The 24,798-nt window shown below is 61.1% G+C and carries 24 protein-coding genes; 22 read left to right on the top strand and 2 right to left on the bottom strand.

The features are described 5' to 3' along the window. The first annotated feature begins 29 nt into the window (after positions 1-29). From tsf to AC1DSF_RS13655, 20 genes are all read left to right on the top strand, one after another. Positions 30-953, top strand: a complete 924-nt coding sequence (gene tsf, locus AC1DSF_RS13750) for a translation elongation factor Ts (protein WP_478123420.1) — start codon at positions 30-32, stop codon at positions 951-953. A gap of 90 nt (positions 954-1,043) precedes the next feature. Beyond that, entirely contained in the window at positions 1,044-1,766 is a 723-nt protein-coding gene (gene pyrH / locus AC1DSF_RS13745) for a UMP kinase (protein ID WP_478123970.1), read from the top strand. A 15-nt stretch (positions 1,767-1,781) separates the two neighbouring features. Beyond that, a complete protein-coding gene (gene frr / locus AC1DSF_RS13740) occupies positions 1,782-2,342 on the top strand; it encodes a ribosome recycling factor (protein ID WP_478123419.1) in 561 nt (186 codons plus the stop codon). Position 2,343: 1 nt separating this feature from the next. Further along, positions 2,344-3,078: a polyprenyl diphosphate synthase gene (gene uppS, locus AC1DSF_RS13735; protein WP_478123418.1), complete on the top strand. Its 735-nt coding sequence runs from the start codon at positions 2,344-2,346 to the stop codon at positions 3,076-3,078. Between the two features lie 4 nt (positions 3,079-3,082). Beyond that, positions 3,083-3,928, top strand: a complete 846-nt coding sequence (locus AC1DSF_RS13730; RefSeq protein WP_478123417.1) for a phosphatidate cytidylyltransferase — start codon at positions 3,083-3,085, stop codon at positions 3,926-3,928. Between the two features lie 5 nt (positions 3,929-3,933). Continuing rightward, positions 3,934-5,112, top strand: a complete 1,179-nt coding sequence (gene ispC / locus AC1DSF_RS13725) for a 1-deoxy-D-xylulose-5-phosphate reductoisomerase (protein WP_478123969.1) — start codon at positions 3,934-3,936, stop codon at positions 5,110-5,112. Between the two features lie 21 nt (positions 5,113-5,133). Continuing rightward, positions 5,134-6,504 (top strand): RIP metalloprotease RseP, encoded by a 1,371-nt coding sequence (rseP, locus tag AC1DSF_RS13720; protein WP_478123416.1) that lies wholly within the window; start codon positions 5,134-5,136, stop codon positions 6,502-6,504. A 39-nt stretch (positions 6,505-6,543) separates the two neighbouring features. Continuing rightward, positions 6,544-8,949 carry an outer membrane protein assembly factor BamA gene (bamA, locus tag AC1DSF_RS13715; RefSeq protein WP_478123415.1) on the top strand — a complete coding sequence of 802 codons (2,406 nt, stop codon included), beginning with the start codon at positions 6,544-6,546 and terminating at the stop codon, positions 8,947-8,949. Next, the gene (locus AC1DSF_RS13710; protein ID WP_478123414.1) at positions 8,949-9,479 is read left to right on the top strand and encodes an OmpH/Skp family outer membrane protein; all 531 of its coding nucleotides are present in this window, start codon (positions 8,949-8,951) and stop codon (positions 9,477-9,479) included. The genes bamA and AC1DSF_RS13710 overlap by 1 nt, the downstream gene beginning before the upstream one ends. A gap of 14 nt (positions 9,480-9,493) precedes the next feature. Continuing rightward, positions 9,494-10,480 (top strand): UDP-3-O-(3-hydroxymyristoyl)glucosamine N-acyltransferase, encoded by a 987-nt coding sequence (gene lpxD, locus AC1DSF_RS13705; protein WP_478123413.1) that lies wholly within the window; start codon positions 9,494-9,496, stop codon positions 10,478-10,480. Then, entirely contained in the window at positions 10,477-10,920 is a 444-nt protein-coding gene (fabZ, locus tag AC1DSF_RS13700) for a 3-hydroxyacyl-ACP dehydratase FabZ (protein ID WP_478123412.1), read from the top strand. The genes lpxD and fabZ overlap by 4 nt, the downstream gene beginning before the upstream one ends. A gap of 13 nt (positions 10,921-10,933) precedes the next feature. After that, on the top strand, positions 10,934-11,722 hold the full coding sequence (lpxA, locus tag AC1DSF_RS13695) for an acyl-ACP--UDP-N-acetylglucosamine O-acyltransferase (protein ID WP_478123411.1): 789 nt from the start codon (positions 10,934-10,936) through the stop codon (positions 11,720-11,722). A 5-nt stretch (positions 11,723-11,727) separates the two neighbouring features. Further along, positions 11,728-12,882 carry a lipid-A-disaccharide synthase gene (lpxB, locus tag AC1DSF_RS13690; protein WP_478182946.1) on the top strand — a complete coding sequence of 385 codons (1,155 nt, stop codon included), beginning with the start codon at positions 11,728-11,730 and terminating at the stop codon, positions 12,880-12,882. Further along, on the top strand, positions 12,854-13,558 hold the full coding sequence (rnhB, locus tag AC1DSF_RS13685) for a ribonuclease HII (protein WP_478123409.1): 705 nt from the start codon (positions 12,854-12,856) through the stop codon (positions 13,556-13,558). Before lpxB ends, rnhB begins: the two co-directional genes overlap by 29 nt. After that, complete coding sequence (locus AC1DSF_RS13680) at positions 13,555-14,331, top strand: TrmH family RNA methyltransferase (protein ID WP_478123408.1); 777 nt, start codon at positions 13,555-13,557, stop codon at positions 14,329-14,331. The genes rnhB and AC1DSF_RS13680 overlap by 4 nt, the downstream gene beginning before the upstream one ends. A gap of 136 nt (positions 14,332-14,467) precedes the next feature. Beyond that, on the top strand, positions 14,468-15,652 hold the full coding sequence (gene carA / locus AC1DSF_RS13675; protein ID WP_478123407.1) for a glutamine-hydrolyzing carbamoyl-phosphate synthase small subunit: 1,185 nt from the start codon (positions 14,468-14,470) through the stop codon (positions 15,650-15,652). Further along, complete coding sequence (gene carB, locus AC1DSF_RS13670; RefSeq protein WP_478123406.1) at positions 15,645-18,866, top strand: carbamoyl-phosphate synthase large subunit; 3,222 nt, start codon at positions 15,645-15,647, stop codon at positions 18,864-18,866. Before carA ends, carB begins: the two co-directional genes overlap by 8 nt. A 31-nt stretch (positions 18,867-18,897) precedes the next feature. Beyond that, positions 18,898-19,767: a Kdo hydroxylase family protein gene (locus AC1DSF_RS13665; protein WP_478123405.1), complete on the top strand. Its 870-nt coding sequence runs from the start codon at positions 18,898-18,900 to the stop codon at positions 19,765-19,767. A 64-nt stretch (positions 19,768-19,831) separates the two neighbouring features. After that, complete coding sequence (gene greA / locus AC1DSF_RS13660; RefSeq protein ID WP_478123404.1) at positions 19,832-20,308, top strand: transcription elongation factor GreA; 477 nt, start codon at positions 19,832-19,834, stop codon at positions 20,306-20,308. A gap of 7 nt (positions 20,309-20,315) precedes the next feature. Further along, a complete protein-coding gene (locus AC1DSF_RS13655; protein ID WP_478123403.1) occupies positions 20,316-20,729 on the top strand; it encodes a DUF4149 domain-containing protein in 414 nt (137 codons plus the stop codon). Here the strand turns inward: AC1DSF_RS13655 and AC1DSF_RS13650 are convergent, their stop codons facing one another. Continuing rightward, the gene (locus tag AC1DSF_RS13650; RefSeq protein ID WP_478123402.1) at positions 20,730-21,494 is read right to left on the bottom strand and encodes a glycosyltransferase; all 765 of its coding nucleotides are present in this window, start codon (positions 21,492-21,494) and stop codon (positions 20,730-20,732) included. It abuts the gene before it with no gap. 2 nt (positions 21,495-21,496) lie between these two features. Next, positions 21,497-21,976 (bottom strand): YhbY family RNA-binding protein, encoded by a 480-nt coding sequence (locus tag AC1DSF_RS13645; RefSeq protein ID WP_478123401.1) that lies wholly within the window; start codon positions 21,974-21,976, stop codon positions 21,497-21,499. A 19-nt stretch (positions 21,977-21,995) separates the two neighbouring features. Between AC1DSF_RS13645 and AC1DSF_RS13640 the strand changes: the two genes are divergently transcribed. Together AC1DSF_RS13640 and ftsH are read left to right on the top strand one after the other, a co-directional pair. Further along, a complete protein-coding gene (locus AC1DSF_RS13640) occupies positions 21,996-22,664 on the top strand; it encodes an RlmE family RNA methyltransferase (RefSeq protein ID WP_478123400.1) in 669 nt (222 codons plus the stop codon). A 167-nt stretch (positions 22,665-22,831) separates the two neighbouring features. Further along, positions 22,832-24,751 (top strand): ATP-dependent zinc metalloprotease FtsH, encoded by a 1,920-nt coding sequence (ftsH, locus tag AC1DSF_RS13635; RefSeq protein ID WP_478123399.1) that lies wholly within the window; start codon positions 22,832-22,834, stop codon positions 24,749-24,751. The last annotated feature ends 47 nt before the right edge of the window (positions 24,752-24,798 follow it).

Raw genomic sequence — 24,798 nt, 5'->3', positions numbered from 1 at the left:
TGCAATGACAAACCGAACGGAGAGTACACATGGCAACAATCACCGCAAGCATGGTCGGCGAACTGCGCGCGAAGACTGACGCACCCATGATGGAATGCAAGAAGGCCTTGACCGAGGCTGAAGGCAATATGGAAAAGGCAGAAGAGCTTCTGCGCATCAAGCTGGGCAACAAGGCCGGCAAGGCATCCGGTCGAATCACTGCCGAAGGCGTGGTCACGGCATTCGTCGAAGGCGACGCTGGCGCGATGATCGAAATTAACTGCGAAACCGACTTCGTGACGAAGAACGACAGCTTCCTCGCGATGGCCAATGCTGCCGCAATGCTGGTCGCCAAGCACAACCCTGCTGATCTGGCGGCCCTCGGCGCTCTGCCGTACGAGCAAGACGGTTTCGGCCCCACGCTTGAAGACGTGCGCAAGGGTCTCGTCGGCAAGATCGGCGAGAACATGAGCTTCCGTCGGTTCAAGCGCTTTGCTGGCAATGGCAAGGTGGCGTCATACCTGCATGGCACGCGCATAGGCGTCATGGTCGAGTTCGAAGGCGATGACACTGCCGCCAAGGACGTGGCAATGCACGTGGCGGCCATGAAGCCGGTCGCAATTTCGGCAGCTGACGTTCCGGGCGAACTGATCGAAAAGGAACGTGCCGTCGCTGCCGGCAAGGCCGAGGAAGATCGCAAGGCAGCTGAAGCCGCCGGCAAGCAACCTCAGCCTGCGGATATCGTTGCCAAGCGCATCGAAGGTGGCGTGCAGAAGTACCTCAAGGAGGTTTCGCTGCACAACCAAGCGTTCGTCAAGAACGACAAGCAGACCGTCGAGCAGATGCTCAAGGCAGCTGGCACGTCGATCAAGGCCTTCACGCTCTATGTGGTGGGCGAAGGCATCGAAAAGAAGGTCGACGATTTCGCAGCCGAGGTCGCCGCCCAAGTCGCAGCGGCCAAGGCTGCGGCTTAAGCCGATATCAGGCAATGGTGCGCATTGCTCCATTGCCTGCTCGCTACCACGTCTTACACTCGCACCCGCCAACCTCAAAGGAAATCCTCCATGCCTGAAGCCCGCCCAGCCCACAAGCGAATCTTGTTGAAGCTGTCGGGAGAGGCATTGATGGGCGACGACGCCTTTGGCATCAATCGCGCAACGATCGTCCGTATGGTTGGCGAGGTGGCAGAGGTGGTGAACATGGGCGTCGAAGTCGCAGTTGTGATCGGCGGCGGAAACATCTTTCGTGGCGTTGCCGGCGGTTCCGTCGGAATGGACCGCGCCACGGCCGACTACATGGGCATGCTGGCGACTGTCATGAACGCACTTGCCTTGGCCGACGCTATGAACAAGCAAGGCCTCATTGCGCGCGTGATGTCCGCCATCGCCATCGAGCAGGTCGTCGAGCCTTATGTGCGCCCCAAGGCCCTCCAGTATCTGGAAGAAGGCAAAGTGGTGATTTTTGCTGCCGGCACCGGCAACCCGTTCTTCACGACGGACACTGCCGCGGCGCTGCGCGGCGCCGAAATCGGGGCCGAGCTGGTCCTCAAGGCGACCAAGGTCGATGGCGTGTATACCGCCGATCCCAAGAAAGACCTGAGCGCAACCCGCTATTCGATGTTGAGCTTCGACCAAGCTATCGCTCAAAACCTCGGCATTATGGATGCCACGGCTTTTGCGCTGTGCCGGGACCAGAATCTGCCGATCAAGGTGTTCTCGATTTTCAAGAATGGCGCGTTGAAGCGCGTCGTTATGGGCGAGGACGAAGGCACGCTGGTGCATGCCTGAGCGGAGAAAGTATCTATGACCATTGCAGACATTCGAAACGCAACAGACGCCAAGATGAACCAATCGCTGGCGGCGTTCCAAAACAACCTCACCAAGATTCGGACAGGTCGGGCAAGTCCCGCTCTGCTGGACTCCATCCACGTCGAGTACTACGGTTCGTCGGTGCCGCTGTCCCAAGTTGCCAACGTTGCACTGCTCGATTCGCGGACCATCAGCGTTCAGCCTTGGGAAAAGGGTATGGGCGCCAAGATTGAAAAGGCGATTCGCGAAAGCGACCTCGGCCTCAACCCCGCTTCGATGGGGGACTTGATCCGCGTTCCGATGCCTCCCATGAGCGAGGAGCGGCGCAAGGAAATGACCAAGCTGGTCCGCAACGAAGGCGAAAGCGCGAAGGTCGCCACGCGGAATCTGCGGCGCGATGCAAACGACGCAATCAAGAAACTGGTCAAGGACAAGCTGGCATCCGAAGACGATCAGAAGCGCGCAGAGGCTGAAATCCAAAAGGTCACCGACCGACACATTGCTGAGATCGACCGGCTGGTGACAGCCAAGGAAGCCGAGATCATGGCGGTCTGACATGAAGAGTCCGCGCGCGATTCCTCATCACATTGCCATCGTCATGGACGGGAATGGGCGCTGGGCAACGCGTCGTTTCCTGCCGCGGGTGGCGGGGCACAAGCAGGGCGTCGAATCCTTGAGGCGATGCGTCAAGGCTTGCGTGGCGCGTAGTGTCGCTGTGCTGACGGTCTTCGCCTTCTCGTCGGAGAACTGGAATCGACCCATCGAGGAAGTGTCCGGACTAATGGACTTGATGGTTGGTGCGCTTGCTCGTGAGGTTCCGAAGTTGAGCCACGATGGCGTCCGCCTTCATTTCGTGGGTGAGCGGGGGGGGCTGTCCGAGAAGATCGCGGCCGGGCTGATCCAGGCGGAAACTGCGACGGCTCACAATAGTCGACTAGTTCTCAACGTTTGTTTTAACTACGGCGGCCGCTGGGACATTGCCAGGGCCGCGGCGCAACTGGTGGCTCGAGGCGAAGCGCTGACGGAAGCCAATCTCGATGCCGCCATGGCGCTCTCGCACGTACCGGACCCCGATCTATTCATCCGCACCGGTGGCGAACAACGGCTTTCCAATTTTCTTCTCTGGCAGAGCGCCTATTCCGAGTTGTTCTTCAGTGACAGGCTTTGGCCCGATTTCGATGAAGCCGCACTGGACGAGGCTATTGATGCGTACCAGCTTCGCGAGCGTCGATACGGAAAAACGTCGGCGCAGGTCCGGTTGCCGGCTCGGCCTGATCAGCAAGTAGCCTGAGCGCATGCTCAAACAACGCATCATCACAGCGGCCGTCTTGCTGGCGATCCTTCTCCCAGCGCTTTTCTATCCGTCCTACGTTCCCTTCGGCTGCGTCATGCTCGCCTTGATCGGCGCCGCTGGCTGGGAATGGGGCCGCCTCAATGGCTACGGTCAAGCCGTATCGCTGTTCCTCGGGGTCGAAATCGTCTTGCTTTGCTCGCTGTCCTGGTGGCTGGGACTGCTCGATGCGCCCCTGCTTCTCGTCTGGATCGTCGCCAGTGCTGCCTGGGTATTGGGTGGCGCCGCACTGCTCCGGGTTGCAGTGCCAGGATGGCCGCGAGTCCCCAAGGGATTGCGGTTGGTAGGAGGCTTGTTGGCACTGTGGGTCGCGTGGCTTGCCGCAGTGCAAGCGCGGATGATCGGGATCAACTTCCTGTTGTCGATCCTTGTATTGGTGTGGGTCGCCGACGTGTTTGCCTATTTCGCGGGCAGGGCGTTCGGGCTCAAATTTACTCATAACAAGCTTGCGCCCAGCATCAGCCCCGGCAAGAGCTGGGAGGGCGTATGGGGAGGCATGGCTGGCGTGATCATTTTGGCCATCGCCTGGACCTGGAGCGACGCGGCGCTGCAGGCCACGGTCGTCAGCCTCTATACGCGGCTGGCTGATCGTGGCTGGTGGCTCCTGTTGATAGGCGTAATATTCCTCGCGGCAATGAGCGTGGTGGGTGATCTGGTCGAATCCTTGATCAAGCGAAGTGCGGGTGCGAAGGACAGCAGTTCCCTGCTGCCGGGGCATGGCGGCGTTCTTGATCGGGTTGATGCTTTGCTTCCGACGCTGCCTATCGCAATGATGTTGGCCTCCCTGTGAACTCAATCAGACAGCGCGTCACTGTGCTCGGCTCGACGGGGTCCGTCGGCGTGAGCACCTTGGACGTGATCGCTCGACATCCCGACCGGTTTGAAGTCTTTGCCTTGTCCGCGGCAACGAAGGTCGACGAGATGCTGGCGCAATGCGCGCGCTTCTCACCGAAGTTCGCCGCCATGGCCAGCGCGGCGCACGCGGATCTTCTTGCTGAAAAACTAAGGCAAAACGGAATACCTACACGCGTATTGCAGGGTAGGAATTCGATCGAGACGATTGCGTCCCACGACGAAGCGGATGTCGTCATGGCGGCCATCGTCGGCGCCGCAGGACTGGGGCCTTGCCTGGCCGCCGCTCAAGCAGGCAAACGGCTATTGCTGGCAAACAAGGAAGCCTTGGTCGTTGGCGGCGAACTGTTCATGAGCACTGTGCGGCAGGGCGGAGCGACCCTGCTGCCGATAGACAGCGAACACTCGGCGATTTTCCAGTCGCTTCCGGAAGACCCGTCGACGTGGGCGCGGCGGATCGACAAGATCATCTTGACTGCTTCCGGCGGGCCGTTTCGAACGCGTGAACCCGCATCGCTGATCAACGTCACGCCAGAAGAGGCTTGCGCTCATCCGAACTGGGTGATGGGCCGCAAGATTTCGGTGGACTCCGCGACCATGATGAACAAGGCGCTCGAAGTGATCGAGGCACGTCACTTGTTCGGAGTGCGGCCGGATCAAATCGAGGTCGTCATTCATCCTCAGAGCGTGGTGCACTCGATGGTTCAGTTTGCGGATTCATCTGTGATTGCCCAACTCGGAACGCCTGATATGCGTGTACCCATCGCCGTGGGGCTTGCCTGGCCTGAGCGGATCGAAAGCGGCGCGGGCAGACTTGATTTTCGTCAAATGTCGGCCTTGACCTTCGATCCACCCGACGCGGCGCTCTTTCCCGGCCTCGAACTGGCCTGGCATGCACTTCGCGCCGCTCCGGGGACGACGGCGATTCTGAACGCTGCCAACGAAGTGGCCGTTGAAGCCTTCCTGGACCGGCGACTTCGCTTCGACCGCATTCACGCAGTCAACATGGAAACTTTGGAGGCGGTGCTTCCCTCCAAGCCGGAGTCGCTTGGCGACTTGCTCGCACTCGATGCCAGCGCCCGTGCCGCAGCCAACGCAGCCGCATTGCGCTTCGCTGCCTAACCACCCACGATCGGAAATCCGATGCTCACAGTCGTTGCCTTCATCGTCGCGCTCGGCTTGCTGATCGCAGTTCACGAGTACGGTCACTACCGAGTGGCGGTGGCCTGTGGCGTGAAGGTCCTGCGCTTCTCGGTCGGATTTGGGGCGGCGCTCTATCGCTGGCAGCCGAAGCGCCAGCATCCTGGGCAGACCACCGAGTTCGTGATCGGCATGTTTCCGATCGGCGGATACGTGAAGATGCTGGACGAGCGCGAAGGCCCGGTGCTCCCTGAAGAGCGGCATCGCGCATTCAACACACAACCCTTGCGGTCGCGCGCTGCGATAGTCGCTGCGGGGCCCATTGCAAATCTGCTCTTGGCAGTGCTGCTCTATAGCGTCGTGAGTTGGGTTGGCGTCGAGGAGCCTTCCGCGAAGCTTGCGCGCCCCGTGGCGGCGTCGTTGGCCGAAGGCGCGGGGCTGCGCGGCGGAGAGCACATCACGCGGGCGGGCTTCGACGGTGCGCTGGAGCCGGTGCGGTCTTTCGAAGATCTGCGCTGGCGCATGACTCGTGGCGCCCTTGACGGGCGCGACCTTACGCTTGAGATTGCAGGTGAGGGCGGGCGCCCATCGCGCGAACTCATATTGCCGTTGAGCCGTATAGAGGCCAAGGACGCCGATGCGCAGATGTTCCGAAAGATCGGCATCGTTGCTCCATTGACGCGTCCGGAGATTGGCGAGGTGATGGCGAACAGTGCTGCGGAGCGGGCCGGTCTGCACGCGGGCGACGTCGTTCGGGAGGTGGGTGCGACCACGATCGTCGATGGCCAACAACTGCGTGAGGTGATCCGCGCTTCGATCGACGGCGACCAGCCGAGGGTCCAGCCATGGAGAGTCGAACGTGCCGGCCAGGTGCTGAAGCTCGATGTGGCCCCCGACGTTCGCGATGAGGCAGGCGTCAAGATCGGCCGCGTCGGTGCTTACGTCGGGGCTCCTCCTGAGATGGTTCTCGTGAGGCAAGGGGCCATTGACGGGCTCTTGCATGGGTTCGTTCGGACATGGGAAGTGTCCGCCCTCACGGTGCGCATGATGGCCAAGATGGTCGTCGGCGAAGCATCGCTCAAGAATCTGAGCGGCCCCCTGACGATCGCCGACTATGCGGGCAAGTCCGCAAGCCTTGGCATTACCCAATACCTGGTGTTCCTCGCACTCATCAGCGTCAGTCTCGGCGTGCTGAACCTCATGCCGTTGCCGGTCCTCGATGGAGGACACCTGATGTATTATCTTTGGGAGGGCCTGACCGGCAGGAGTGTCTCAGACGCATGGATGGAACGGCTTCAGCGCGGCGGTGTTGCGTTGTTGCTTGTCATGATGTCGATCGCACTTTTCAACGACGTCACGCGGCTCTTTGGTTAACTATCTGCCGGCCCATTCCGCGCCGGCGCAAATTCACAGATGAACAAAACATTCAGTCGCTTTCGCCTGCGCAGCGTCGCCGTAATGGTGGCCAGCGCAATTGCCGCCACTGCGGCCTGGGCGGTCGAACCATTCACGGTTCGCGACATCCGCGTCGAAGGCCTCCAGCGTGTGGAGCCGGGTACGATTTTCGCCTCGCTGCCCTTTCGCGTAGGCGACACGTACAACGACGAACGTGGCTCGGCAGCGATCCGTGCTTTGTTCGATCTGGGCTTGTTCAAGGACGTGCGAATCGACGTCAATGGCAATGTGCTCGTCGTCGTCGTCGAAGAGCGGCCGACCATTGCCGAGGTCGACTTCGTCGGCACCAAGGAATTCGACAAGGCCGCACTCGTGAAATCGTTGCGCGAAGTGGGTCTGGCCGACGGACGCCCTTACGACAAGGCACTGGCCGATCGTGCGGAGCAGGAGCTGAAGCGCCAATACGTGAGCCGGAGCCTGTACAACGCCCAGGTCGTCACGACTGTGACTCCGATCGAGCGCAATCGCGTCAATCTCACCTTTACCGTGACCGAAGGCGAGCCCGCACGCATTCGCGAAGTGCACATCGTCGGAAACAAGGATTTCAGCGAATCCACGCTGCTCAGCCTCTTCGACCAGGACAGTGGTGGCTGGTTGAGCTGGTACACCAAGTCCAACCAGTACTCTCGCACCAAGCTCAATGCCGACCTGGAGACGCTGCGCTCCTACTATCTGTCACGCGGCTACCTGGAGTTTCACATCGACTCGACCCAGGTTGCAATTTCTCCGGATCGTCAGGATCTGGCAGTTACCGTCAACATCAGCGAAGGCGAAAAATTCATCGTCTCCGGCGTCAAGCTGTCTGGCAATTTCCTGGGACGCGAAGACGCATTCAAGTCGCTGGTGACCATTCGACCCGGCGAGCCCTACAACGGCGAACAACTCAACGAGACAATCAGGGCGTTTACCGATTATTTCGGCTCTTTCGGCTATGCGTTCGCGCGAGTGCAGGCCGAGCCCGAGATCGACCGCACCAACAATCGTGTCGCATTGACCCTGAACGCCGATCCAGGTCGGCGCGTGTATGTGCGCCGTGTGTCGATCGGCGGTAACAATCGCACGCGCGACGAAGTCATCCGACGCGAATTCCGGCAGTACGAGGCCTCCTGGTATGACGGCGACAAGATCAAGCTGTCGCGCGATCGTGTGGACCGTCTGGGATTCTTCACCGACGTCAACGTCGACACCCAGGAAGTGCCGGGCTCGCCCGACCAGGTGGACCTGACTATCAACGTGGTTGAAAAGCCCACTGGCTCATTGCAGTTGGGCGCCGGCTTCTCCACCGCGGACAAAGTTTCGTTGACCTTTGGTATTTCGCAGGAGAACGTGTTCGGTTCCGGCAACTACCTGGGCGTGCAGGTCAACACGAGCAAGTACAACCGCACGATCTCGTTGACCACCACCGATCCTTACTTCACTAAGGATGGCATCTCACGCACTTTCAGTCTCTACACCACGACGACCCGGCCGTATTACAACGTGGATGGCGACTACAAACTGGTGAACGAGGGCGGGAGCATCCGCTTCGGCGTGCCGTTCAGCGAGGTGGACACGGTCTATTTTGGCGCAGGCCTCGAGCGTTACCGTTTCGACCCCGGCACTTACATCTCCGCGGCAACGCCGCAGTCGTACCGCGACTACTTCGGATGTACGACGGGACCGGATGGCCTTGTTTCATTCTGTGCAAACAACTCGGTCTGGGGCATCCCTCTGACCGTTGGCTGGGCGCGCGACGATCGCGATAGCGCGCTAGTCCCGACGCGTGGTCGTCTGCAGCGTGCCAATCTCGAAATTGGCTCCGGCGGAGACATGAAGTACTACAAGACCAGCTACCAATACCAGCAGTGGTTCCCGCTCAACAAGCAGTACACATTCGCAGTGAACGGCGATTTCGGGTACGCCAAGGCCTTTGGTGACAATCCTTATCCGATCTTCAAGAATTTCTATGCTGGCGGGTTGGGCTCCGTTCGCGGCTTCGAACAGAACTCCCTGGGGCCGACGGACGTGCCAGTCTATGGCCAGGTCGAGGGTGCGGCGCTGGGTGGCACTAAAAAGGCTATCTTCAATGCCGAGTTGAGCACTCCGTTCCCGGGTGCGGGCAACGATCGGACTCTGCGTCTCTACGGATTCTTCGATGCCGGCAACGTCTGGGCAGAGCGCAATACGTTCTCCACCGATGCTCAGTGGGATGCGATCACCAAGATCCGCGCGTCCGTCGGCCTTGGAATCAGCTGGATATCCCCCCTTGGCCCGCTGCGCCTGGCGTATGCCATTCCGGTCGTGTACCAGAAGGCGGACGTCTTGAACAACATCCCGGAGGATAGAATTCAACGCCTGCAATTCCAGATCGGAACTTCCTTCTAATGACCCCATTGCTCCGTGTCGCAGGTGCGCTGCTGATCCCCGCCTTTCTGGCGGTGGGGACACCCGCCCACGCGCAGGAAACATTCCGCATCGGTTTTGTGAATCCTGACCGCGTTCTGCGCGAAGCGCTGCCCGCCAAGGCAGCTCAGGCAAAACTGGAGGCCGAATTCCTCAAGCGCGAGAAGGATTTGACCGCACAGGGCGAGGCGCTCAAGGCGGCGTCCGAGAAGTTCGAAAAGGAGGCTCCGACGCTTCCAGAGGCACAGCGCATCACACGGCAACGTGCCTTGATCGATCAGGACCGGGATTTCCAGCGTCGCCGCCGTGAGTTCCAGGAAGATCTGAACGCCCGCAAGAACGAAGAACTGCAGCAGGTCTACGAGCGGGCCAATCGCGTGGTCAAGCAGGTGGCCGAAGCTGAAAAGTACGATGCGATCCTGCAGGAAGCGATCTATATCAATCCCAAGCACGACATCACCGAGAAGGTGATCAAGGCGCTGAACGCGTCGTCCTCGAACGGCGGCAAGTAGCGCCGAAGAACGGCGTGGCACTGCGGTTAGGCGCGATCGTCGATGCTCTCGGGGGCGAGCTTAAGGGCGATCCGGCATTGTCCATCGAGCGGCTGGCACCGCTTTCGGTGGCAAGACCCGATGCCATCAGCTTTCTGAGCCATCCCAAATATCGCAAAGAGCTGGCCGCCTCGAAGGCGGGCTGTGTCATCGTCGCACCTGCCATGCGAGAAGCCGCCGCAGAGCGCGGCGCATTCATTTCTACACCGGACCCATACCTGTACTTCGCCCGGTTGACTCAGCTCTGGAAGAAGGCACACGCACGACCGGAGACCGTGCGCATTCATCCGAGCGCCGTCATCGATCCAGATGCTGCGGTCCATCCCACGGCCAGGATTGGCGCGCTGTGCGTCGTGGAGCGGGGCGTGCGCATCGGTGCCGATACCGTGCTGAAGTCCCGAGTCACGGTGAGCGAGGATTGCGTCATTGGAGACAGGTGTCTTCTGCATCCGGGCGTCGTCATCGGCGCGGATGGATTCGGGCTTGCCCCGCACGAAGGCGCATGGGTCAAGATCGAGCAACTTGGCGCCGTGCGAATCGGCGACGACGTCGAGATCGGTGCCAACACCTGTATCGATCGAGGTGCGCTGGAAGACACCGTGATTGAAGACGGCGTCAAGCTCGACAACCTGATCCAGATCGGCCACAACGTGCGAGTGGGCAAGCACACGGCAATGGCCGGCTGCACGGCGGTGGCCGGCAGCGCGACCATCGGCGCGTACTGCACGTTCGGCGGCCGCGCTGGCGTCCTGGGCCATCTCACGATCGCCGATCACGTGCATATCTCGTCCAACTCGCTCGTGACGCGATCCATTCTCAAGCCGGGCCAATACACTGGCGTGTTTCCCATCGACGACAATGCCGCCTGGGAAAAGAATGCAGCCACGCTCAAGCAACTGCACAGTCTGCGCGAGCGCCTCAAGGCGCTGGAAAAACTGACGATGCAGGACAAGAAATCATGACGCTCGATATCCATCAAATCCTCAAGCTGCTACCTCACCGCTATCCGTTTTTGCTTGTGGATCGCGTGCTCGAAATGGAAAAGGGCAAGCGAATCAAGGCTTTGAAGAACGTGACCATGAACGAGCCTTTTTTCAACGGACACTTTCCGCATCGCCCGGTAATGCCGGGTGTGTTGATGCTCGAAGCCATGGCGCAGGCAGCCGCGCTGCTCTCCTTTCATTCGCTGGACATCATTCCGGACGACAACACCGTCTACTACTTTGCGGCCATCGATGGCGCCCGTTTCAAGCGGCCCGTCGAACCTGGGGATCAACTCACGCTCGAAGTGGAAATCGAACGAATGAAGGCTGGCATCTCCAAGTTCAAAGGTCGAGCGTTGGTCGGGGCAGAGCTGGCATGCGAGGCCTCGCTGATGTGCGCAATGCGCCAGATCAATTGAAACTGCGGTGGGCATGACGCTGATTCACTCGACGGCCATCGTCGATCCCGGTGCTGAACTGGATCCGACTGTGAGCGTGGGGCCTTATGCCGTGATCGGGCCGCACGTTCGTGTGGGGGCTCGCACGACCATCGGCGCGCACTGCGTGATCGAAGGCCGGACCACTATAGGCGACGACAACCGCATCTTCCAGTTCGCATCGCTCGGCGCGGTACCGCAAGACAAGAAATATGCTGGGGAGCCGACAGAACTGGTGATCGGCAATCGCAACACCATTCGCGAATTCTGCACATTCAACCTGGGTACGGTACAGGACGTCGGCACCACGCGAGTTGGCGACGACAACTGGATCATGGCTTACGTGCACATTGCGCACGATTGCCAACTCGGCAGCCAGATCACCATGGCCAATAACGTGACGTTGGCCGGGCACGTGCGAATCGGCGACTGGGCCACAGTCGGCGGCCTCGTCGGCATCCTCCAGCGGATGCGCATCGGCGCCCATTCGATGATCGGCTTTGCAAGCCACGTGGGCAAGGACGTTCCGCCTTTCATGGTGGTCGACGGCAATCCGCTCGCTGTCCGCGGCGTCAATCTTGTAGGCTTGCGTCGGCGCGATTTTTCCGCTGAACGGATCGCCGCGATCCGAGAGATGCACAGGATGCTCTATCGCCAGGGCAAGACGCTCGACCAAGCCCGGGAAGGCATCGCCGAGTTGGCCACTGAGATGCCCGGCGCAGCGGCGGACGTGGCGCAAATGCGCGCGTTCCTCGGCAGCGCAGCAAGCGGCATCGCGCGCTGAAGGCAATGACGGCGGAAGTTGCAGGGCGGCGGTTTTCGCTGGTCGCGGGCGAGGCCTCTGGCGACCTGCTGGCCAGCCTTCTCATTGATGGGCTTCAGGCGCGTTGGCCGGACGTGAAGGCTGTGGGCATTGGCGGCCCGCGGATGCTTGCCCGCGGATTCGAGACCTGGTGGCCTCAGGAGAAGCTCGCTGTCAGCGGGTACGTCGAGGTCCTGCGCCACTATCCGGAAATAGCCGGCATCCGGCGGCAATTGCGAGCTCGCCTGCTTCGCGAACGGCCGGACATCTTCATCGGTGTCGACGCGCCTGACTTCAATCTGGATCTCGAAGTGGCGCTGCGAAACAGGGGCATGAAGACGGCGCATTTTGTCTGTCCCTCGATCTGGGCGTGGCGACCGGAGCKGGTGGAAAAGCTGCGGGCCGCTGCCGACCACGTTCTTTGTATTTTCCCTTTCGAGCCGAAACTGCTCGCAAAGCATGGAATTGCCGCGAGTTATGTAGGCCACCCGTTGGCAAACGTCATTCCGATGACGCCTGACCAAGCGGCCGCCCGCCTGTCTCTTGGACTGGATGCAGAGGCGACCGTTGTCGCGCTGCTGCCCGGAAGTCGAGGCTCGGAGATCCGGCGCCTTGCACCGCTATTCTTCGCCGCTGCCGCGGTCATGCGCGAATCGCGTCCGGCGCTCCAGTTCATCCTGCCCGTACTGCCGAACCTGCGAGCCGAAATGGAGCAACTGCTGCGAGACAGCGTTATGGACGGCCGTGTGAAGCTCCTGGACGGTCAGTCACACGCGGCGCTGGCTGCCTGCGATGTGACCTTGATCGCCAGCGGGACCGCAACGCTCGAAGCCGCCCTGTTCAAGCGGCCGATGGTGATCTCGTACCGGGTCAATACGTTGACGTGGAACCTGGTCATGAAGCACAAGCAGCTTCAACCATGGGTCGGACTGCCGAACATTCTTTCCGGCGAGTTCGTCGTCCCTGAACTGCTGCAGGACAACGCGACCCCGCAGGCTCTCGCCGAAGCGACTCTTGGGTGGCTCGCTGCGCCCGAGAAGGTTCACGCTTTGCAACAACGTTTTAGCGCGCTGCATACTGAATTGCTCCGCGATACGCCGACACTGTGCGCCAATGCAATCCAGAAAGTTCTTGAAGGCTGAACAGGCCACCCTGGTGTGGGATGCGCCGGGCTTGCTCGCCGGTGTCGACGAGGCAGGCAGGGGCCCGCTGGCCGGGCCGGTTGTCGCCGCTGCCGTCATATTGGACGAAAAACGTCCGATCCGTGGCCTCGCCGACTCCAAGACGTTGACGGCGCTGCAGCGCGAGCGCCTCAACGAACAGATCCTTGCGAAAGCTCTGTGCTGCTCGGTCGCGCAGGCGAGCGTCGAGGAAATCGATACGCACAACATCCTCCAAGCCACTATGCTTGCTATGCGCCGCGCCGTGGAGGGCTTGCGACTGAAGCCGGGCAAGGTGTTGGTTGACGGCAATCGGCTCCCCACGCTCGGTGTGCTTGCCGAAGCGGTGATCAAGGGCGATGCCCGCGTCAAAGCCATTTCGGCGGCGTCGATCCTGGCGAAGGTGTATCGCGATCGACTTTGTGAGCAACTGCATGCCGAATATCCCCAATATGGCTTTGCCGGTCACAAAGGCTACGGCACGCCCGAACACCTGGAGGCGTTGATGCGCCACGGTGCTTGCGTGCATCACCGCAGGTCGTTCAGCCCGGTTGCCGCCGCACTCGTGCGCACTTCCGGGTCTCTCGAGGCTGTTGGCGCCGCTGGCGACGCGACGGTGACGCGGGTCACCAGCATCGAAATACAGATCTCGCCATGACATCCGACGTCGGGCACATCACTTCGCGAGACAACCCGCTGCTCAAAGAACTCCGCAAGCTTGCGCACGAGCCCGGCGCCTACCGGAAGACGGGGCGCGTATGGCTGGAGGGGGATCATCTGTGCCGGGCAGCTCGAGAACGTGGCGTTCGTGCGTCGATTGCGGTTATTGCGGAGTCGCTTTGGCCGACGTCAGCGCGCGAATGGACGAACGCCGCCGAAAAAACGGTGGTGGTCGCCGATGCCCTGCTGGCGGGAGTCAGCGGCCTTGAATCGCCCGCTCCGATGGGGTTTGTGCTCGATTTGCCTCTCACGCCGGATCTCGAGGCATCCGCTCCCACTGTGGTGCTCGATCGCCTGCAGGACGCGGGCAATGTCGGCTCAATCTTGCGAAGCGCCGCCGCATTCGGATTCACCCAGATCATCGCGCTCAAGGGGACTGCTGCGCTCTGGGCGCCAAAGGTGCTCCGCGCCGGCATGGGCGCGCACTTCGGACTGAGACTGATCGAGTCTGCGGAAATCGACGCGCTGGACGCCTTGGCCGTGCCGTGCGTTGCCACCAGTTCGCACCGTGGCGATTGGCTTCATCGGGCCCGATTGCCTCATCCCTGTGCATGGCTGATGGGACACGAAGGGCAGGGCGTTTCGGCCGCACTGGAGGCGCGGGCTGCCCAACATATCCGGATAGCGCAGCCGGGCGGCGAGGAGTCGCTCAACGTAGCCGCGGCCGCCGCGATCTGCCTGCATGCGAGCGCGGCGGGAGCCATTTCCTGAGCCGCCCACGGCTATAATCAAGGGCTTTCCCGCTCACACCCCGCCCTCAGCGCACGCAAGCCAACTCCTCGACGAAAGTCGCAGCCCAAATTCAGTTCTTGGGTTCGCTTTGGGCGTCATCCATCCGGAGATCCCAGTGCTTTTGTCTCTCAAGGGAAAATTCCCGCCCGCCATCCTGGCGCTTGCAGACGGCACGATTTTTCTCGGCAATTCGATCGGCGCCACGGGCGTCACGACTGGCGAAGTGGTGTTCAACACCGCCATGACCGGTTACCAGGAAATCCTGACCGATCCGAGTTACTGCCAGCAGATCGTGACGCTCACGTACCCGCACATCGGCAACTATGGCACCAACGAGGAAGATGTCGAGGCCGACAAGATTCATGCATCGGGCCTGATCATCAAGGACCTGCCGCTCGTCGCGTCGAACTTCCGCAAATCGGCGACGCTGAACGAATACCTCGTGCGAGGCAACACAGTCGCCATTGCAAACATCGACACCCGAAAGCTGACACGCCATTTGCGCACGCAAGGCGCCCAGAACGGCTGCATTCTCGGGTTGCCAGAGGGCGAAACGGTCTCCCAGAAATTGATCGACAAGGCCGTTGCCGCAGCCAAGGCTGCGCCGAGCATGGCAGGCCTCGATCTTGCCAAGGTGGTTTCGGTCAAGGAAACGTACGAATGGACGCAGACCGAGTGGAAGCTCGGTTCCGGCTATGGCGTGCAGATCACGCCCAAGTTTCACGTCGTCGCGTTCGACTACGGGGTCAAGAAGAACATCCTGCGCATGATCGCCCAGCGCGGCGCGCGTATCACCGTCGTGCCGGCGGAGACCCCTGCTGCCGACGTGCTCAAACTGCGCCCGGACGGCATTTTCCTGGCCAACGGCCCCGGCGACCCGGAGCCCTGCGACTACGCCATCGATTCGACGCGTGAACTCATCGAAACCGGCATCCCGGTTTTCGGAATCTGCCTCGGCCACCAGATCATGGCGTTGGCTTCCGGCGCGAAGACCTTCAAGATGAAGTTCGGCCACCACGGCGCCAATCATCCGGTGAAGGACCTCGACAACGGTCGGGTGAGCATCACCAGCCAGAACCATGGCTTTGCGGTCGACGAGAAGACGCTGCCCGCCAACTTGCGCCCCACGCACGTCAGCCTGTTCGACAACACGCTGCAAGGTTTGGCACGAACCGACAAGCCCGCCTTCTGCTTCCAGGGCCATCCTGAAGCTTCGCCGGGACCACATGACATCGGCTACCTGTTCGACCGCTTCACGGCACTCATGCAAAGTCACAAAGAAGGACAGAAGAATGCCTAAGCGCACAGATCTCAAGAGCATCCTCATCATCGGCGCTGGCCCGATCATCATCGGCCAAGCCTGCGAGTTCGACTACTCCGGCGTGCAAGCCTGCAAGGCGCTGCGCGAAGAGGGCTACAAGGTCATCCTCATCAACAGCAATCCGGCGACGATCATGACGGACCCGGCCACCGCCGACGTGACCTACATCGAGCCGATCACCTGGCAGACGGTCGAGAAGATCATCGCCAAGGAGCGCCCGGACGCAATCCTCCCGACGATGGGCGGACAAACTGCGCTCAATTGCGCGCTGGACCTTTGGCGCAACGGCGTGCTCGAGAAGTACAAGGTCGAGCTGATCGGCGCCACGCCCGAAGCCATCGACAAGGCCGAGGACCGCCTGAAGTTCAAGGACGCAATGACGAAGATCGGCCTGGGCTCTGCACGCTCGGGCATCGCGCATTCGCTCGACGAAGCCTGGGCTGTGCAGAAGACGGTCGGGTTCCCGGTCGTAATTCGTCCGAGCTTTACGCTCGGCGGCACGGGTGGCGGCATTGCCTACAACCCCGAAGAGTTCGAAACCATCTGCAAGCGCGGCCTCGAAGCCTCGCCGACAAACGAGTTGCTGATCGAAGAATCGCTGCTCGGCTGGAAAGAGTACGAGATGGAAGTCGTCCGCGACAAGGCCGACAACTGCATCATCGTGTGCTCAATCGAGAACCTGGATCCCATGGGCGTGCATACCGGCGATTCGATCACCGTTGCACCCGCACAGACGCTATCGGACAAGGAATACCAGATCCTTCGCAACGCCTCGCTGGCCGTGCTGCGCGAGATCGGTGTCGACACGGGCGGCTCCAACGTCCAGTTTTCGATCAACCCGATGGACGGCCGCATGGTCGTCATCGAGATGAATCCGCGTGTGTCGCGTTCGTCCGCTCTGGCCTCCAAGGCGACGGGTTTCCCGATTGCGAAAGTGGCCGCCAAGCTGGCGGTAGGCTACACGCTCGACGAATTGCGCAACGAGATCACGGGCGGCGCCACGCCTGCGAGCTTTGAGCCGAGCATCGACTACGTGGTCACCAAGATTCCGCGTTTCGCTTTCGAGAAATTCCCGCAGGCCGATTCGCGCCTGACGACACAGATGAAGTCCGTCGGCGAGGTGATGGCGATGGGCCGCACCTTCCAGGAATCGTTCCAGAAAGCCCTGCGTGGCCTCGAAGTCGGCGTCGATGGGCTGAACGAGAAGACGCAAGACCGCGAAGTGCTTGAAAAGGAACTCGGTGAGCCGGGGCCCGACCGGATCTGGTACGTCGGCGATGCCTTTGCAATGGGCTTGAGCGTGGATGAAGTCTTCGCCTTGACCAAGATCGACCCCTGGTTCCTTGTACAGATCGAGGAAATCGTCAAGATCGAACTCGAACTGGAAACCAAGTCCCTCGACGAGATCGATCGGGACACTCTGCTCGCGCTCAAGAAAAAGGGCTTCTCCGACCGCCGCCTCGCGCGCCAGCTGAAGACCACCGATACCGCAATCCGCGAAAAGCGTCGTGCGCTGGGCGTGCGTCCCGTCTATAAGCGTGTCGACACTTGCGCGGCCGAATTCGCCACCAACACCGCCTACATGTATTCGACCTACGACGACGAGTGCGAGGCCGAACCCACCAGCAAGAAGAAGATCATGGTCCTGGGCGGAGGCCCCAACCGCATCGGGCAGGGCATCGAATTCGACTACTGCTGCGTGCATGCCGCACTGGCAATGCGCGAGGACGGCTACGAGACCATCATGGTCAACTGCAATCCTGAGACGGTGTCGACGGACTACGACACGAGCGACCGACTGTATTTCGAGCCACTCACGCTTGAAGACGTGCTGGAAATCGTCGACAAGGAAAAGCCGACGGGTGTCATCGTGCAGTACGGCGGTCAGACCCCCCTCAAGCTCGCGCTCGACCTCGAAGCCAATGGTGTGCCGATCATCGGCACTTCGCCGGACATGATCGACGCCGCCGAAGACCGTGAGCGCTTTCAGAAGCTGCTGCATGAGCTCAAGCTACGTCAGCCGCCGAACGCCACCGCCCGCACCGAACCCGAAGCGCTCGAGAAGGCTGCTGCGCTTGGTTATCCGCTTGTCGTGCGTCCGAGCTACGTGCTCGGTGGTCGCGCCATGGAAATCGTGCACGAGCAGCGCGACCTCGAGCGCTACATGCGCGAGGCGGTCAAGGTAAGCAACGATTCGCCGGTGCTGCTTGATCGCTTCCTGAATGATGCGGTCGAGTGCGATGTCGATTGCCTTCGCGATGCGGAGGGCAACACGCTTATCGGCGGTGTGATGGAACACATCGAGCAGGCGGGCGTGCATTCCGGCGATTCCGCTTGTTCTTTGCCTCCCTACAGCCTGAAAGCGGAAACCATTGCCGAGCTCAAGCGCCAAAGCGCCGCCATGGCGAAGGCGCTGAACGTGGTGGGCCTGATGAACGTGCAGTTCGCGATCCAGGAAAAGGACGGCGAAGATGTGATCTACGTGCTGGAGGTGAATCCGCGCGCGTCCCGCACGGTGCCTTACGTGAGCAAGGCGACGGGGATTCAGTTGGCCAAGGTGGCCGCTCGTTGCATGGCCGGCCAGTCGCTGACGTCGCAGGGCGTCACGCGCGAGGTCACGCCGCCGTACTTCAGCGTCAAGGAGGCCGTGTTCCCGTTCGTCAAGTTCCCTGGCGTGGACACCATTCTCGGCCCGGAGATGAAGTCGACCGGCGAAGTGATGGGCGTGGGCAAGACCTTCGGCGAAGCCTTCGTCAAATCGCAATTGGGCGCCGGCACGCACCTGCCGAAGTCCGGCCGAGTCTTCATCTCGGTGAAGAACAACGACAAGCCGCGCGCCGTGGAAGTCGCTCGCGGGCTGGCTGCGCTGGGATTCGACCTCATCGCCACCAAAGGAACCGCTGCGGCAATCAATGCGGCGGGTGTGGGTTGCGCGGTAGTCAACAAGGTCACCGAAGGGCGTCCGCATATCGTGGACATGATCAAGAACAATGAGATCGCCTTGGTCATCAACACGGTGGAAGAGCGGCGAAACGCTATCGCTGATTCGCGTCAGATTCGTACGTCCGCGCTCCTGGCGCGCGTGACGACGTTCACGACCATCTTCGGCGCCGAAGCGGCCGTCGAAGGCATGCAGCACATGGACGACCTCGGCGTCATTTCGGTCCAGGAGATGCACGCTCAGCTTGCCTGATCCGTCGCTGAGTGGAAGGAGCCCTTTTCCAATGGACACCCAACTCGTAGAACTTGACCTGTCCGACTGGAACGCAGCGACGGCGAACGAGGCGTGGATTGCCGAGCTAGAGGCGGGAAAGGTTCTGTACTTCCCTCGGCTCGGATTCGACATACTGCCTGACGAGCGCGCCTTGCTGACACCGGCAGTCTTGTCGCCCGACGTGCGCAACATCAGCCTGGATGCTAACGGGCGCCTGAAAGGCGTGGCAGGAGACGAGGAGCGCCAGCGCGCGGTGTCGACCATGATCGGACGCTTTCGCGCACAGGCCCAGCAATTGATTCACGGCCTCTTGCCGCACTACACGCCGGCCTTGCGGCTGGCGCCGACCAGCTATCGTCCGGCGCAGGTTGAGACGCGGGTGCAGTCATGGCGGGCAGATGACCGTCGGCTGCACGTCGACGCCTTTCCTTCGCGCCCCAACTACGGCGAGAGAATCTTGCGTGTGTTCACAAATGCCAACCCGGACGGCGCGCCGCGTGTATGGCGCGTTGGCGAGCCGTTCGAGAAGGTTGCCGAACGCTTCCTTCCGCGCGCAAAGCCGTATTCACGTTGGGAGGCGAAGATGCTCCGGGCTCTTCGCGTGACGAAGTCGCTGCGCAGCGAATACGACCACCTCATGCTCCAACTGCACGACGGCATGAAGTCTGACCTTCAATATCAAAAGAATGCCGAGCAGGAAACGGTGCCGTTTCCGGCAGGATCGGTCTGGGTGTGCTTCTCGGACCAGACTTCTCACGCGGTCATGTCGGGGCAGTACATGCTTGAACAGACGCTGCATCTGCCCGCAGCAAGGCAATACAATCCTGAATCGAGCCCGCTCGCCATTCTGAGCCGGCTGACTGGACGCAAGCTCGTCTGAATTTTTCTCTCCCTTCAACCGCCGAACGGCAGCGTTCGGCGGTTTCGCTTTCTGGAGCAACCCAATGGCAACCATCCCCATCACCAAGCGCGGCGCCGAGAAGCTGCGCGAAGAGCTGCAAAGGCTCAAGACCGTCGATCGCCCCGGTGTGATCAACTCGATCGCGGAGGCGCGCGCGCAAGGAGACATCAGCGAAAACGCTGAATACGAAGCCGCCAAAGACCGTCAGGGCTTCATCGAAGGCCGCATCCAGGACATCGAAGGCAAGCTGTCCGCAGCACAAATCATCGACCCGTCCGAACTCGACGCGGGGGGCAAGGTCGTCTTCGGCTCAACGGTGGAACTCGAAGAAGAAAAGACCGGCGAAGCCGTCAAGTACCAGATCGTGGGCGAAGACGAAGCCGACCTGAAGCTCGGTCTCATCAACGTCTCCAGTCCAATCGCGCGCGCGTTGATCGGCAAGGAAGAGGGCGACACCGCGGAGGTGCAAGCGCCGGGCGGCCTGAAGCGGTACGAAATCGTCGCCGTCAGCTACCTCTGAACGCAGGATGAAAGACCGCATCGCCCTCATGCTCGCCGCCCTCTGGTGGGGCAGCCTGTCGGCGGTCGGATTTATTGTCGTGCCGATGTTGTTCGCACGGCTGGGCAGCCCATCTGTTGCGGGTAACTTCGCGGCGCAACTGTTCGCCGCCCAGACATGGCTGGCGCTTTCTTGCGGGCTGATCCTGCTGATCTACTTTCGCGCCCAGGCCGATGAACGCGTCACTGCTGCTGCGCGAACCGCCGTCTTTCTCGTGATCACAGCGCTGTTGCTGGCTCTACTGCAGCAATATGCAGTCGCGCCGCGCATCGTGGCGCGCGAAAACCTCAGGTTTTGGCATTCACTGGGAAGCGTCATGTACCTGGGGCAGTGGGCTTGCGCCGGTGCGCTACTCTGGCGAATGGGCCCGCGCCGAGGTTGATCAGGCCTTCCAGAACTGGGTGATCCAGCGGGCCGGCCGGATGAAACGAAAGCGGCGGTTGCGCCTCCCCGCCAGCGCATCGGGCGGATTGCATTCGCCGTGGAACACCATGATCCTGGCGCCCTCCGGCACGAAAGGTTCTCGCCAGTAATTGCTGGGCCAGCTCGGAATCCCGTGGTACTTGAAGCTCGGACACCAAGCTTCCGGCCAGTAAGCAAGCTTGCCTTTCCGGTACATGAAGTCGGACAGGTAAGTCTGCTCATTGCGAAACTCCGCCTGCACCGCGTCCATGTTCTCGCGAAAGTGGGCGAGGACGTCTGGATGCGCTCCCAGTTCAAAGCGGTACACGGACGAATTGCCGGTGATTCGCCGCCGGCGCCAAGGGCGTTCGTAGTCGTGAATGATCAGGAACTCGCCCGGATACTCAAAGAACTCGTCCAGGCTGCCAACCACGACAACGTCCAGGTCGACGAACAGTGCCGTCCCGCGCAAGCCGTGTAGGTCTTTCTCGAAGGTGGTGAGCTTCTTCCAGGCCCGATCGACCTGGCCGGGCGCCAGTTCGAGATTCAGCGGCGGAATCGGAAAACACTGGACCTCACTCCGGATACCTTCGCTGTTGTCGGTAAGGCACACGAAATTGAAGTCGCCGGTCAGATGTCGCCGCACCATGGCGTACAGGCGATTGACGTATTCGGGCCCGTACTTGGTGCCCCATTTCATGCACAGGATGTGGCGCTGCGGTCGTCCCGCGGTCTGCGTCGGCATCCTCAATCCGCCTGGCGGCGCTTCTTGTCCGACAGCGGCTTCTTCGCCTTGGCTCGCTTGATGTTGCCGCCGGGGGTCAGGCGTTGGTTGCCAAGCACGCGCAGCGTCTTGATTTCAGGACGTTGGCCGGCGCGCTTGCTGTACTTGATCACCTTGACATCGCGCGGGCCTGGCATGCGGTCTTCGTCGATCGCTTTCTCCTTTGGGGGAATAGGCCGCCAGAGGACGAGCAGCTTGCCGATGTGCTGGATGGGTGCTGCGTCCAGTTCGTCGGCCAGGGTCTGAAGCATGGCTTCGCGAGCGGTTCGGTCGTCAGAGAAGACGCGCACCTTGATCAGGCCATGCGCCTTGAGGGCGGCGTCGGTTTCCTTCTTCACGGCTGGCGTCAGCCCGTCACCGCCGATCATCACGATCGGATCCAGATGGTGCGCTTCGGAGCGGTGCACCTTGCGCTGCGCAGGGGTAAGTTGAATGGCGGGCATCCCCGTATTATCGATGTCAATGAATCCCAAACCGAAAGCCAAGAAGGTCAACAAGGCGTGGCTGCACGACCACGTGAATGACCCATACGTCAAACTCGCTTCTCGAGAGGGCTACAGGGCTCGCGCCGCCTACAAGTTGAAGGAAATCGACGAAAGCCTCGGTCTTATCAAGCCGGGGCATATGGTGGTCGACCTGGGCTCCACGCCTGGTGCCTGGAGCCAGTACGTGCGGCGACGGCTCTCACCCGGCGGAGCGGCCGCGGGAGAACTCGCGGGAACCATCATTGCGCTAGACATCCTTCCCATGGAGCCGATCGAAGGGGTGACCTTCCTTCAGGGCGATTTTCGTGAGGCCGAAGTGCTTGGGCGCCTGTCTGAGGCGATGTCCGGCCGCTTGGCGGATGTGGTCGTCTCCGACATGGCCCCGAACCTCTCAGGGATCGCGTCTGCCGACACCGCCCGTGTTGCGCACCTGATCGAGCTTGCAATCGACTTCGCACGGCATCACATGAAGCCCGAGGGCACCCTCGTTGCCAAGCTGTTTCATGGAAGTGGCTATAGCGAGCTGACCCAGCTTTTCAAGGACAACTTTCGCGTCGTAAAGCCCTTCAAACCGAAGGCTTCGCGCGATAAATCCTCGGAGACCTTCATGGTGGGCATCGGAATCAAGAGTCCGGATACAAAGTGATACGGCGGCCGTCCGGCATACGACTGTCTTAAAACCGTTTGCCCCCTATGGCTGCTATGGGGAAATTAGGGCTTTTCGCAGATTGAAAAGCCTAAAATGGTCGCCAATTGCGTCCCCACAGCGCGTTTTTAGTTTTTCATGGCACGCGCTTTCGACTGGAGCTTCGTTTGAACAATCAGTGGTTTTCCAAAGTTGCCGTATGGCTCGTCATTGCGATGGTGTTGTTCACTGTGTTCAAGCAGTTCGACACCCGCGGCGTAGCCGGCGCAGGCAACATCGGGTATTCGGACTTCCTCGAGGAGGTCCGCAGTAACCGCATCAAGAGCGCCACGATCCAGGAAGGCCAGGGCGGCAGCGAGATCGTCGCGATCACCAACGACGACCGCAAGATCCGCACGACGGCCACCTATCTCGACCGCGGCCTCGTCGGCGACCTGATCGCCAACAACGTCAAGTTCGACGTCAAGCCGCGTGAAGAAGGGTCCCTCCTCATGACGCTGCTGGTAAGTTGGGGGCCGATGCTGCTCCTGATCGGCGTGTGGGTCTACTTCATGCGACAGATGCAGGGGGGCGGCAAAGGCGGCGCCTTCAGCTTCGGCAAGAGCAAGGCTCGGATGCTCGACGAGAACAACAACCAGGTCACTTTCGCGGATGTCGCAGGTTGCGACGAGGCGAAGGAGGAGGTCAAGGAAGTCGTCGATTTCCTTAAGGACCCGGCGAAGTTCCAGAAACTGGGTGGCCGCATCCCGCGGGGCCTGTTGCTCGTCGGCCCTCCAGGCACCGGCAAGACGCTCCTGGCCAAGAGCATCGCAGGAGAAGCCAAGGTCCCGTTCTTCTCGATTTCGGGTTCGGATTTCGTCGAAATGTTCGTCGGTGTGGGTGCTGCGCGCGTCCGCGACATGTTCGAGAACGCCAAGAAGAACGCGCCTTGCATCATCTTCATCGATGAAATCGACGCTGTCGGCCGCCAGCGCGGCGCCGGCCTCGGCGGTGGCAACGACGAGCGGGAACAGACCCTCAATCAGATGCTGGTCGAGATGGATGGCTTCGAGACCAATCTTGGCGTGATCGTCGTCGCTGCAACCAATCGGCCGGACATTCTCGATGCGGCGCTGCTGCGTCCAGGTCGCTTCGACCGCCAGGTCTATGTGACTCTGCCGGACATTCGGGGCCGCGAACAGATCCTCAACGTCCACATGCGAAAGGTGCCCTTGGGGCAGGACGTCAACGCGAGCATCATTGCGCGCGGCACTCCAGGCATGTCGGGCGCGGATCTCGCCAACCTGTGCAACGAAGCCGCGCTAATGGCCGCGCGCCGCAATGCGCGCGTCGTCGAAATGCAGGACTTCGAGAAGGCCAAGGACAAGATCTTCATGGGCCCCGAGCGCAAGAGCATGGTCATGCCCGAGGAAGAGCGACGCAACACTGCCTATCACGAGTCGGGCCATGCGCTCATCGGCAAGCTGTTGCCCAAGTGCGACCCGGTGCACAAGGTCACCATCATTCCGCGCGGCCGTGCCCTTGGCGTGACGATGAGCCTGCCTGCGCAGGACCGCTACAGCTACGACCGCGAATACATGCTGAACCAGATCAGCATGCTCTTTGGTGGACGTATTGCTGAAGAAGTCTTCATGCACCAGATGACGACCGGCGCGAGCAACGACTTCGAACGCGCGACCCAGATCGCTCGCGACATGGTGATGCGCTATGGCATGACCGAATCGCTGGGCCCAATGGTGTACGCTGAAAACGAGGGCGAAGTATTCCTCGGACGCTCGGTCACCAAGACCACGAACATGAGCGAGTCGACCATGCAGAAGGTGGATGCCGAAGTTCGCCGCATCATCGATGAGCAGTACGCCCTGGCGCGCCGCCTGATCGAGGAAAACAGCGACAAGATGCATGCGATGGCCAAGGCGCTGCTCGAATGGGAAACCATCGACACCGAGCAACTCGACGACATCATGGCGGGCCGTGCGCCGCGTCCTCCGAAAGACTGGACGCCGCGTATTCCGCCTTCGGGCAGCGGCGGCGGCAGTGGCGGAACGCCGGCGGTGAACCCCGACCCGACGCCGACTGCAGCCTGAGCATGACGCTTTGGCGATCAACGGGGCCTCTGGCCCCGTTTTTTCAT

This window comes from Variovorax sp. 01N429, from assembly GCF_056399425.1.
This window is presented reverse-complemented; position numbering and strand designations above follow the sequence as displayed.

Bases quoted from the DNA above. Each gene is read 5' to 3' on its own strand.
- tsf (WP_478123420.1), top strand. From the start codon at position 30: ATGGCAACAATCACCGCAAGCATGGTCGGCGAACTGCGCGCGAAGACT.
- pyrH (WP_478123970.1), top strand. From the start codon at position 1,044: ATGCCTGAAGCCCGCCCAGCCCACAAGCGAATCTTGTTGAAGCTGTCG.
- frr (WP_478123419.1), top strand. From the start codon at position 1,782: ATGACCATTGCAGACATTCGAAACGCAACAGACGCCAAGATGAACCAA.
- uppS (WP_478123418.1), top strand. From the start codon at position 2,344: ATGAAGAGTCCGCGCGCGATTCCTCATCACATTGCCATCGTCATGGAC.
- AC1DSF_RS13730 (WP_478123417.1), top strand. From the start codon at position 3,083: ATGCTCAAACAACGCATCATCACAGCGGCCGTCTTGCTGGCGATCCTT.
- rseP (WP_478123416.1), top strand. From the start codon at position 5,134: ATGCTCACAGTCGTTGCCTTCATCGTCGCGCTCGGCTTGCTGATCGCA.
- bamA (WP_478123415.1), top strand. From the start codon at position 6,544: ATGAACAAAACATTCAGTCGCTTTCGCCTGCGCAGCGTCGCCGTAATG.
- AC1DSF_RS13710 (WP_478123414.1), top strand. From the start codon at position 8,949: ATGACCCCATTGCTCCGTGTCGCAGGTGCGCTGCTGATCCCCGCCTTT.
- fabZ (WP_478123412.1), top strand. From the start codon at position 10,477: ATGACGCTCGATATCCATCAAATCCTCAAGCTGCTACCTCACCGCTAT.
- lpxA (WP_478123411.1), top strand. From the start codon at position 10,934: ATGACGCTGATTCACTCGACGGCCATCGTCGATCCCGGTGCTGAACTG.
- rnhB (WP_478123409.1), top strand. From the start codon at position 12,854: ATGCAATCCAGAAAGTTCTTGAAGGCTGAACAGGCCACCCTGGTGTGG.
- AC1DSF_RS13680 (WP_478123408.1), top strand. From the start codon at position 13,555: ATGACATCCGACGTCGGGCACATCACTTCGCGAGACAACCCGCTGCTC.
- carB (WP_478123406.1), top strand. From the start codon at position 15,645: ATGCCTAAGCGCACAGATCTCAAGAGCATCCTCATCATCGGCGCTGGC.
- AC1DSF_RS13665 (WP_478123405.1), top strand. From the start codon at position 18,898: ATGGACACCCAACTCGTAGAACTTGACCTGTCCGACTGGAACGCAGCG.
- greA (WP_478123404.1), top strand. From the start codon at position 19,832: ATGGCAACCATCCCCATCACCAAGCGCGGCGCCGAGAAGCTGCGCGAA.
- AC1DSF_RS13655 (WP_478123403.1), top strand. From the start codon at position 20,316: ATGAAAGACCGCATCGCCCTCATGCTCGCCGCCCTCTGGTGGGGCAGC.
- AC1DSF_RS13650 (WP_478123402.1), bottom strand. From the start codon at position 21,494: ATGCCGACGCAGACCGCGGGACGACCGCAGCGCCACATCCTGTGCATG.
- AC1DSF_RS13645 (WP_478123401.1), bottom strand. From the start codon at position 21,976: ATGCCCGCCATTCAACTTACCCCTGCGCAGCGCAAGGTGCACCGCTCC.
- AC1DSF_RS13640 (WP_478123400.1), top strand. From the start codon at position 21,996: ATGAATCCCAAACCGAAAGCCAAGAAGGTCAACAAGGCGTGGCTGCAC.